Source organism: Pseudomonas sp. B111 (assembly GCF_026428275.1).
Lineage (GTDB): Bacteria > Pseudomonadota > Gammaproteobacteria > Pseudomonadales > Pseudomonadaceae > Pseudomonas > Pseudomonas aeruginosa.
This window is the reverse complement of sequence record NZ_CP097857.1, coordinates 5157799-5167500: the sequence shown is the minus strand read 5'-3', so window position 1 is coordinate 5167500 and position 9702 is coordinate 5157799. Positions and strand designations below refer to the sequence as shown.

5 protein-coding genes and 2 rRNA genes (1 of these 7 only partly in view) are annotated in these 9702 nt (G+C 61.6%); all 7 read left to right on the top strand.

What is annotated here, in order from left to right:
- Positions 1-2213 (top strand): 23S ribosomal RNA (locus tag M6E97_RS23925) (it extends 678 nt beyond the left edge of the window).
- A 143-nt stretch (positions 2214-2356) separates the two neighbouring features.
- Positions 2357-2472 (top strand): 5S ribosomal RNA (rrf, locus tag M6E97_RS23920).
- Between the two features lie 403 nt (positions 2473-2875).
- The gene (gene pstS / locus M6E97_RS23915) at positions 2876-3847 is read left to right on the top strand and encodes a phosphate ABC transporter substrate-binding protein PstS (RefSeq protein WP_003096673.1); all 972 of its coding nucleotides are present in this window, start codon (positions 2876-2878) and stop codon (positions 3845-3847) included.
- Positions 3848-4269: 422 nt separating this feature from the next.
- Positions 4270-6303: an ABC transporter permease subunit gene (locus M6E97_RS23910; protein WP_079456542.1), complete on the top strand. Its 2034-nt coding sequence runs from the start codon at positions 4270-4272 to the stop codon at positions 6301-6303.
- A 19-nt stretch (positions 6304-6322) separates the two neighbouring features.
- On the top strand, positions 6323-7999 hold the full coding sequence (pstA, locus tag M6E97_RS23905) for a phosphate ABC transporter permease PstA (RefSeq protein WP_003096667.1): 1677 nt from the start codon (positions 6323-6325) through the stop codon (positions 7997-7999).
- A gap of 15 nt (positions 8000-8014) precedes the next feature.
- Entirely contained in the window at positions 8015-8848 is an 834-nt protein-coding gene (pstB, locus tag M6E97_RS23900) for a phosphate ABC transporter ATP-binding protein PstB (protein ID WP_003096663.1), read from the top strand.
- 95 nt (positions 8849-8943) lie between these two features.
- Positions 8944-9672 carry a phosphate signaling complex protein PhoU gene (gene phoU, locus M6E97_RS23895; protein ID WP_003142030.1) on the top strand — a complete coding sequence of 243 codons (729 nt, stop codon included), beginning with the start codon at positions 8944-8946 and terminating at the stop codon, positions 9670-9672.
- Positions 9673-9702: the final 30 nt, after the last annotated feature.

Genomic DNA, 9702 nt, shown 5'->3' with positions numbered 1-9702 from the left:
ATCCATGAGCAGGTTGAAGGTTAGGTAACACTGACTGGAGGACCGAACCCACTCCCGTTGAAAAGGTAGGGGATGACTTGTGGATCGGAGTGAAAGGCTAATCAAGCTCGGAGATAGCTGGTTCTCCTCGAAAGCTATTTAGGTAGCGCCTCATGTATCACTCTGGGGGGTAGAGCACTGTTTCGGCTAGGGGGTCATCCCGACTTACCAAACCGATGCAAACTCCGAATACCCAGAAGTGCCGAGCATGGGAGACACACGGCGGGTGCTAACGTCCGTCGTGAAAAGGGAAACAACCCAGACCGCCAGCTAAGGTCCCAAAGTTGTGGTTAAGTGGTAAACGATGTGGGAAGGCTTAGACAGCTAGGAGGTTGGCTTAGAAGCAGCCACCCTTTAAAGAAAGCGTAATAGCTCACTAGTCGAGTCGGCCTGCGCGGAAGATGTAACGGGGCTCAAACCACACACCGAAGCTGCGGGTGTCACGTAAGTGACGCGGTAGAGGAGCGTTCTGTAAGCCTGTGAAGGTGAGTTGAGAAGCTTGCTGGAGGTATCAGAAGTGCGAATGCTGACATGAGTAACGACAATGGGTGTGAAAAACACCCACGCCGAAAGACCAAGGGTTCCTGCGCAACGTTAATCGACGCAGGGTTAGTCGGTTCCTAAGGCGAGGCTGAAAAGCGTAGTCGATGGGAAACAGGTTAATATTCCTGTACTTCTGGTTACTGCGATGGAGGGACGGAGAAGGCTAGGCCAGCTTGGCGTTGGTTGTCCAAGTTTAAGGTGGTAGGCTGAAATCTTAGGTAAATCCGGGGTTTCAAGGCCGAGAGCTGATGACGAGTCGTCTTTTAGATGACGAAGTGGTTGATGCCATGCTTCCAAGAAAAGCTTCTAAGCTTCAGGTAACCAGGAACCGTACCCCAAACCGACACAGGTGGTCGGGTAGAGAATACCAAGGCGCTTGAGAGAACTCGGGTGAAGGAACTAGGCAAAATGGCACCGTAACTTCGGGAGAAGGTGCGCCGGCTAGGGTGAAGGATTTACTCCGTAAGCTCTGGCTGGTCGAAGATACCAGGCCGCTGCGACTGTTTATTAAAAACACAGCACTCTGCAAACACGAAAGTGGACGTATAGGGTGTGACGCCTGCCCGGTGCCGGAAGGTTAATTGATGGGGTTAGCGCAAGCGAAGCTCTTGATCGAAGCCCCGGTAAACGGCGGCCGTAACTATAACGGTCCTAAGGTAGCGAAATTCCTTGTCGGGTAAGTTCCGACCTGCACGAATGGCGTAACGATGGCGGCGCTGTCTCCACCCGAGACTCAGTGAAATTGAAATCGCTGTGAAGATGCAGTGTATCCGCGGCTAGACGGAAAGACCCCGTGAACCTTTACTGTAGCTTTGCACTGGACTTTGAGCCTGCTTGTGTAGGATAGGTGGGAGGCTTTGAAGCGTGGACGCCAGTTCGCGTGGAGCCATCCTTGAAATACCACCCTGGCATGCTTGAGGTTCTAACTCTGGTCCGTAATCCGGATCGAGGACAGTGTATGGTGGGCAGTTTGACTGGGGCGGTCTCCTCCTAAAGAGTAACGGAGGAGTACGAAGGTGCGCTCAGACCGGTCGGAAATCGGTCGCAGAGTATAAAGGCAAAAGCGCGCTTGACTGCGAGACAGACACGTCGAGCAGGTACGAAAGTAGGTCTTAGTGATCCGGTGGTTCTGTATGGAAGGGCCATCGCTCAACGGATAAAAGGTACTCCGGGGATAACAGGCTGATACCGCCCAAGAGTTCATATCGACGGCGGTGTTTGGCACCTCGATGTCGGCTCATCACATCCTGGGGCTGAAGCCGGTCCCAAGGGTATGGCTGTTCGCCATTTAAAGTGGTACGCGAGCTGGGTTTAGAACGTCGTGAGACAGTTCGGTCCCTATCTGCCGTGGACGTTTGAGATTTGAGAGGGGCTGCTCCTAGTACGAGAGGACCGGAGTGGACGAACCTCTGGTGTTCCGGTTGTCACGCCAGTGGCATTGCCGGGTAGCTATGTTCGGAAAAGATAACCGCTGAAAGCATCTAAGCGGGAAACTTGCCTCAAGATGAGATCTCACTGGGAACTTGATTCCCCTGAAGGGCCGTCGAAGACTACGACGTTGATAGGCTGGGTGTGTAAGCGTTGTGAGGCGTTGAGCTAACCAGTACTAATTGCCCGTGAGGCTTGACCATATAACACCCAAACAATCTGATGATTGTGTGTTGTAAGGTGAAGTCGACGAACCGAAAGTTCGCATGAACCGCAAACACCTTGAAATCACATACCTGAATCCGGATAGACGTAAGCCCAAGCGAACGGATATCCAACCGAATTGCTTGACGATCATAGAGCGTTGGAACCACCTGATCCCTTCCCGAACTCAGAAGTGAAACGACGCATCGCCGATGGTAGTGTGGGGTCTCCCCATGTGAGAGTAGGTCATCGTCAAGCTCCTATCCCAAAACCCCTGGTCAGTGATGACCAGGGGTTTTGCTTTTGCGCGCGGAAAAAGGCGTGCTTCCTCGCTTCTTTTCTCGACTGCGAATGCCGGCGGCGACTGTCACAATTGCCCTGGAAACTACCCATCCTGCATGAAACGGATGGACGGCTACCTCCCCCAGGCGGATCGAAAACGCGCTCCAGAGGGCCTCCCAGTCCCCTCCGTGAAAGGCTGGAGCCCTTGTGTTTCCAGGCTTTCAGGGGTGTGGCAGGGCTTCTCCCAAGGCTTGCGGAAAAATGTCGGAAGGCTGATGGCATTTCATCCAACTGTCACATTCCTTTCATAGAGTCTTCATGCGGCCTGACGATACTGGCCCCCGTTCCATCCAACCCCATCCTGTCCAAGGAGCAAGGCATGAAACTCAAGCGTTTGATGGCGGCCCTGACGTTCGTCGCCGCAGGCGTAGGCGCCGCTTCCGCGGTAGCCGCGATCGACCCGGCGCTGCCGGAATATCAGAAAGCCAGCGGTGTGTCGGGCAACCTGTCGAGCGTCGGCTCCGACACTCTGGCCAACCTGATGACCATGTGGGCCGAGGAGTACAAGCGCCTCTATCCGAACGTGAACATCCAGATCCAGGCTGCCGGCTCTTCTACCGCGCCGCCGGCCCTGACCGAAGGCACCGCCAACCTGGGCCCGATGAGCCGCAAGATGAAGGACGTCGAGCTGCAGGCTTTCGAGCAGAAGTACGGCTATAAGCCGACCGCCGTCCCGGTCGCTGTCGACGCCCTGGCGATCTTCGTGCACAAGGACAACCCGATCAAAGGCCTGACCATGCAGCAGGTCGATGCGATCTTCTCCGCTACCCGCCTGTGCGGCAGCAAGCAGGACGTGAAGACCTGGGGCGACCTGGGCCTGACCGGCGACTGGGCGAAGAAGCCGGTGCAACTGTTCGGCCGCAACTCGGTTTCCGGCACCTACGGCTACTTCAAGGAAGAAGCCCTGTGCAAAGGCGACTTCCGTCCGAACGTCAACGAGCAGCCGGGTTCGGCTTCCGTGGTGCAGTCGGTCAGCCAGTCGCTGAACGGCATCGGCTACTCCGGTATCGGCTACAAGACCGCCAGCGTGAAGACCGTGGCCCTGGCCAAGAAGGAAGGCGCTGCCTTCGTCGAGGACAACGAGCAGAACGCCCTGAACGGCACCTACCCGCTGTCGCGCTTCCTCTACGTCTACGTGAACAAGGCGCCGAACAAGCCGCTGGATCCGCTGGAGGCTCAGTTCCTCAAGCTGGTTCTGTCCAAGACCGGCCAGCAGGTCGTGGTCAAGGACGGCTACATCCCGCTGCCGGCCAAGGTGGCCGAGAAGGCGATCAAGGAACTGGGCCTGTAATCCAGTGACTTGAGCGGATGGCCCAGCGATGGGCCGTCCAGGCATGAAGGCTCTGCCGGCGGGCGCTAGGACCCGCCGGCCTTTCCCGCCAGCGAGGCTCTGCTGGCGGGCTTTGTTGCGTCATGTTGCTGTCATCTGTCTGTCATACAGAGCCTTTAGGGTGTCACCCCATGAACGACATGGCCAACTCCCCGATGAACTCCTCCCTTGCTCCCGAGCGGATTGACTTCAATACGCCAGCCCTGCAACGCAAGCGCCGCATCCGTGCCCTCAAGGACCGCCTGACCCGCTGGTACGTGCTGGTCGGCGGCCTGGCCGTGCTGGCGGCGATCACCCTGATCTTCTTCTACCTGGCCTACGTCGTGCTCCCGCTGTTCCGCGGCGCCGACCTGGAGACCCGCGAAGCGCTGACTCCGGCCTGGATGCAGCAGGCGCAGGTGCCCCTGCTGCTCAGCATCGAGGAGCAGAACCAGGTGGCCATGCGCGTTGGCGGCCAGGGCGAGATCCTCTTCTTCAACGCCAAGACCGGTGTCGAACTGAAGCGTGTCGCTCTGCCGCTTCCGGCGGGCAGCGAGATCCGCTCGATCGCCCAGGACCGGCCGGGCAGCCCGACGGTCGCCCTGGGCTTGTCCAACGGACAGGTGCTGGTGTTCCAGCACACCTACAAGGTCACCTACCCGGACAACAAGAAGACCATCACCCCGGAGATCGCCTTCCCCTACGGCGAGACCCCGATCGGTCTCGATCCGCAGGGCCGCCCGCTGGAGCATGTGAGCATCAATGCCGGCGACGACAGCCTGCTGCTGGCTGGCTCCGTCGACAAGCAACTGCTGCTGTTGAGCATGACTCGCGAAGAGAACATGCTGACCGGCGAAAGCACGCTGGACGAGGAGCGCATCGAACTCCCGCAGATCGCCGAACCGGTGAAAGCCATCTACCTCGACCCGCGCAAGCAGTGGCTGTACGTGATCAACGGACGTGCCACCGCCGATGTGTTCGACCTGCACAGCCGCCAGTTGAACGGTCGCTACAAGCTGCTGGAAGACCCCAACGCCGAGGTCACCGCGAGCACCCAGCTGTTGGGCGGCATCTCGCTGCTGGTGGGCGATTCCAAGGGTGGCATCGCCCAGTGGTTCATGGCTCGCGATACCGACGGCGAACCGCGCCTGTCGCACGTTCGCGACTTCAACCTGGATGGCGCGCCGATCAGCGCCATCGCTCCGGAACAACGGCGCAAGGGCTTCATCGCCCTGGACGAGAAGGGCAACCTCGGCGTCTTCCACAGCACGGCGCACCGTACCCTGCTGGTCCAGCCGGTCGCCGACTCTTCCGGGGTCATCACCCTGTCGCCGCGGGCCAACCGCCTGCTGCTGGAGCAGGGTGGCAAGATCCACCGCTTCGCCCTGAGCAACCCGCACCCGGAAATCTCCTGGAGCGCGCTCTGGGGCAAGGTCTGGTACGAGAGCTACGACAAGCCGGCCTACGTCTGGCAGTCCACCGCCGCGACCACCGACTTCGAACCGAAGCTGAGCCTCTCGCCGCTGACCTTCGGCACGCTCAAGGCCGCCTTCTACGCGATGATCCTGGCAGCTCCGCTGGCCATCGCGGCCGCCGTCTACACCGCCTATTTCATGGCTCCGGCGATGCGCCGCAAGGTCAAGCCGGTGATCGAGCTGATGGAGGCGCTGCCGACGGTGATCCTCGGCTTCTTCGCCGGCCTGTTCCTGGCGCCCTACGTCGAAGGCCACCTGCCAGGGGTGTTCAGCCTGCTGTTGCTGACGCCGCTGGGCATCCTTCTCGCCGGCCTGCTCTGGAGCCGCCTGCCCGAGCGTATCCGCCTGAGCCTGCCGGCCGGCTGGGAAGCCGCGCTGCTGATCCCGGTGGTGCTCGCCGTCGGCGCCTTCGCCCTGTGGCTGAGCCCGCACCTGGAGACCACCTTCTTCGGCGGCGACATGCGCCTCTGGCTGAGCCACGACCTGGGCATCACCTACGACCAGCGCAATGCCCTGATCGTCGGGCTGGCAATGGGCTTCGCGGTGATCCCGAATATCTTCTCGATCGCCGAGGACGCCATCTTCAGCGTGCCGCGCAGCCTTACCTACGGCTCCCTGGCCCTGGGCGCCACGCCCTGGCAGACGCTGACCCGCGTGGTGATCCTGACCGCCAGCCCAGGCATCTTCTCGGCGCTGATGATCGGCATGGGCCGCGCCGTCGGCGAGACCATGATCGTGCTGATGGCGACCGGCAATACCCCGGTGATGGAACTGAACATCTTCGAAGGCATGCGCACCCTGGCGGCCAACGTCGCGGTGGAGATGCCCGAGTCGGAGGTCGGCGGCAGCCACTACCGCGTGCTGTTCCTCTCGGCGCTGGTACTGCTGACGTTCACCTTCGTGATGAACACCCTGGCAGAGCTGATCCGTCAGCGTCTGCGCAAGAAATACGCGTCGTTGTAAGCGGCGGAGGTATAGCTCTGTGAAACAGAAACAGGAAACCGTCAAAGCCTGGTTCGGCAGCGGCTCGCCCTGGGTGTGGATGAACGCCGGCGCGGTGTCGATCGCGGTGATCATGACCATCGGCCTGCTGGCGGTGATCGCGGTACGCGGCCTCGGCCACTTCTGGCCGGCGAACGTCATCGAGGCGACTTACCAGATCCCTGGCGAAGCCGCCAAGACCGTGATCGGCGAGGTGGTCCAGGCCGAGGAAGTGCCGCGCGCGCGCCTGCGCAGCGCCGGCATGCCGGTCCCGGAGGCCGGCCCCGAATTCATGACCCGCGAGCTGCTCAAGCTGGGCAACCGCGAGCTTTACGGCAGCGATTTCTCCTGGGTCGTCGGCGAGTGGCTGCAGGACATCAAGCGTCCCGAAGCGCTGATGGTTCTCGAACGCCGCGAGTGGGGCAACTTCTACGGCTACCTGCTGAGCGTCAAGGAGAACGGCCAGGTGGTCGCCGAAGGCGACGCCGCGGTAGGCGAACTGCAGAAGCGCATGCAGCGGGTGGATGACCTCTACGCCAAGCTCTACAAGCTGGAGAAGGGCGACATCGGCGGGATCAACCACGGTCTCGAGCGCCTGCGCCTGAAAGAGCGCAAGTTGCAGTTGGACGGCAAGCTGGACGCCGCCGCCCAGGCCGACCTGGCCGCCGAGCGCAGCGAGTTGCAGGCGCGCTACAAGGTCCTGGAAGAGCAGCTCAACGGCCTGCACCAGGAGTTCAACCGCGACAGCGTGGTAATGCGCGACGCCAGCGGCCGCGAGAGCGAAATCACCCTTGGCAAGCTGGTGCATGCCTACCAGCCCAACGCCATGGGCCTGGGCACCAAGATGACGGTGTACTTCAAGAAGCTCTGGGAGTTCCTCAGCGACGATCCGCGCGAGGCCAATACCGAGGGCGGTATCTTCCCGGCGATCTTCGGCACCGTGATGATGACCCTGGTGATGGCGCTGATCGTCACCCCGTTCGGCGTGATCGCTGCGGTCTACCTGCGCGAGTACGCCAAGCAGGGGCCGCTGACCCGGGTGATCCGCATCGCCGTGAACAACCTCGCCGGCGTACCGGCGATCGTCTACGGCGTGTTCGGCCTGGGCTTCTTCGTCTACGTGCTGGGCGGTTCCATCGACCGGCTGTTCTTCCCCGAGGCCCTGCCGGCGCCGACCTTCGGTACCCCCGGACTGTTCTGGGCCTCGCTGACCCTGGCGATCCTCGCCGTGCCGGTGGTGATCGTCGCCACCGAGGAAGGCCTGGCGCGGATTCCGCGCGCGGTCCGCGAAGGCTCCCTGGCGCTCGGCGCGACCAAGGCGGAAACGCTGTGGAAGATCGTCCTGCCGATGGCCAGCCCGGCGATGATGACCGGCCTGATCCTCGCCGTGGCTCGTGCCGCCGGCGAAGTGGCGCCGCTGATGCTGGTCGGCGTGGTGAAGCTGGCACCGTCGCTGCCGGTCGACGGTAACTATCCGTACGTGCATCTCGACCAGAAGATCATGCACCTCGGTTTCCATATCTACGACGTCGGTTTCCAGAGCCCCAACGTCGAGGCCGCACGGCCGCTGGTATACGCTACGGCGTTGCTGCTGGTCGTGGTGATCGCCCTGCTGAACTTCTCCGCCATCGCGATCCGCAATCGCCTGCGCGAGAAGTACAAGGCCCTGGAAAACTGATTGAGGGAGCTTCCCATGCAAAACGAGACCGCCAGCCACGGCATCAACTTCGATGCGCTCGGCCGCGACCGCCAGAGCCTCGACCTGGCTTCCGAAAGCGTCGAACTGGAAGTGCCCGGGCTGAACCTGTTCTACGGCGCCAAGCAGGCCCTGTTTGACGTCCGGATGAACATTCCGAAGCAGCGCGTGACCGCCTTCATCGGCCCGTCCGGCTGCGGCAAGTCGACCCTGCTGCGCTGCTTCAACCGGATGAACGATCTGGTGGATGGCTGCCGCGTCGAAGGTGAGATCCGCCTCGATGGTCACAACATCTTCGCCAAGGGCGTCGACGTCGCCGAGCTGCGCCGTCGCGTCGGCATGGTGTTCCAGAAGCCCAACCCGTTCCCCAAGAGCATCTACGAGAACGTGGTCTACGGCCTGCGTATCCAGGGCATCAACAAGAAGCGCGTACTTGACGAGGCCGTCGAGTGGGCGCTGAAGGGGGCTGCGCTGTGGGAGGAGGTGAAGGATCGCCTGCACGAGTCCGCCCTCGGCCTGTCCGGTGGCCAGCAGCAGCGCCTGGTGATCGCCCGGACCATCGCGGTGGAACCGGAAGTGCTGCTGCTCGACGAGCCGTGCTCGGCGCTGGACCCGATCTCCACGCTGAAGATCGAAGAGCTGATCTACGAGTTGAAGTCGAAGTTCACCATCGTCATCGTTACCCACAACATGCAGCAGGCCGCGCGGGTTTCCGACTATACGGCGTTCATGTACATGGGCAAGCTGATCGAGTTCGGCGACACCGATACGCTGTTCACCAACCCGGCGAAGAAGCAGACCGAAGACTACATCACCGGCCGCTACGGCTAGCGGCGCGTCCGGAGGCGCGGCGATACCGCTGCCTCCGGCGCTCTCCGTAGCTCGTTGATGTCACCGGTCGCAGCGGCTCCAGAAGGATTCCCCACATGATCAACAAAGACAGTCTCACCCATCACATCTCCCAGCAGTTCAACGCCGAGCTGGAGGATGTGCGCAGCCACCTCCTGGCCATGGGCGGGCTGGTGGAAAAGCAGGTCAACGACGCGGTCAACGCGCTGATCGACGCCGACTCCGGCCTCGCCCAGCAGGTCCGCGAGATCGACGACCAGATCAACCAGATGGAGCGCAACATCGACGAGGAGTGCGTGCGTATCCTCGCCCGGCGTCAGCCGGCGGCCTCCGACCTGCGCCTGATCATCAGCATCTCGAAGTCGGTGATCGACCTCGAGCGGATCGGCGACGAGGCCTCCAAGGTCGCCCGCCGCGCCATCCAGCTGTGCGAGGAAGGCGAGTCGCCGCGCGGCTACGTCGAGGTTCGGCACATCGGCAGCCAGGTGCAGAGGATGGTGCAGGAGGCACTGGACGCCTTCGCCCGCTTCGATGCCGACCTGGCGCTGTCCGTGGCGCAGTACGACAAGACCGTCGATCGCGAATACAAGACCGCCCTGCGCGAGCTGGTCACCTACATGATGGAAGACCCGCGGGCGATATCCCGCGTGCTCAACATCATCTGGGCCCTGCGCTCGCTGGAGCGTATCGGCGACCATGCGCGCAACATCGCCGAGCTGGTGATCTACCTGGTTCGCGGCACCGACGTTCGTCACATCGGCCTGACCCGCATGAAGGAAGAGGTCGAGAACAACCGCGGCGAGTGATCTTCCGCAGGCAAGGCTCCCTTGACCTGG

What these genes read in the sequence shown, in the direction of transcription:
- pstS (WP_003096673.1), top strand. Translation starts at nt 2,876, where the DNA reads ATGAAACTCAAGCGTTTGATGGCGGCCCTGACGTTCGTCGCCGCAGGC.
- M6E97_RS23910 (WP_079456542.1), top strand. Translation starts at nt 4,270, where the DNA reads ATGCAGCAGGCGCAGGTGCCCCTGCTGCTCAGCATCGAGGAGCAGAAC.
- pstB (WP_003096663.1), top strand. Translation starts at nt 8,015, where the DNA reads ATGCAAAACGAGACCGCCAGCCACGGCATCAACTTCGATGCGCTCGGC.
- phoU (WP_003142030.1), top strand. Translation starts at nt 8,944, where the DNA reads ATGATCAACAAAGACAGTCTCACCCATCACATCTCCCAGCAGTTCAAC.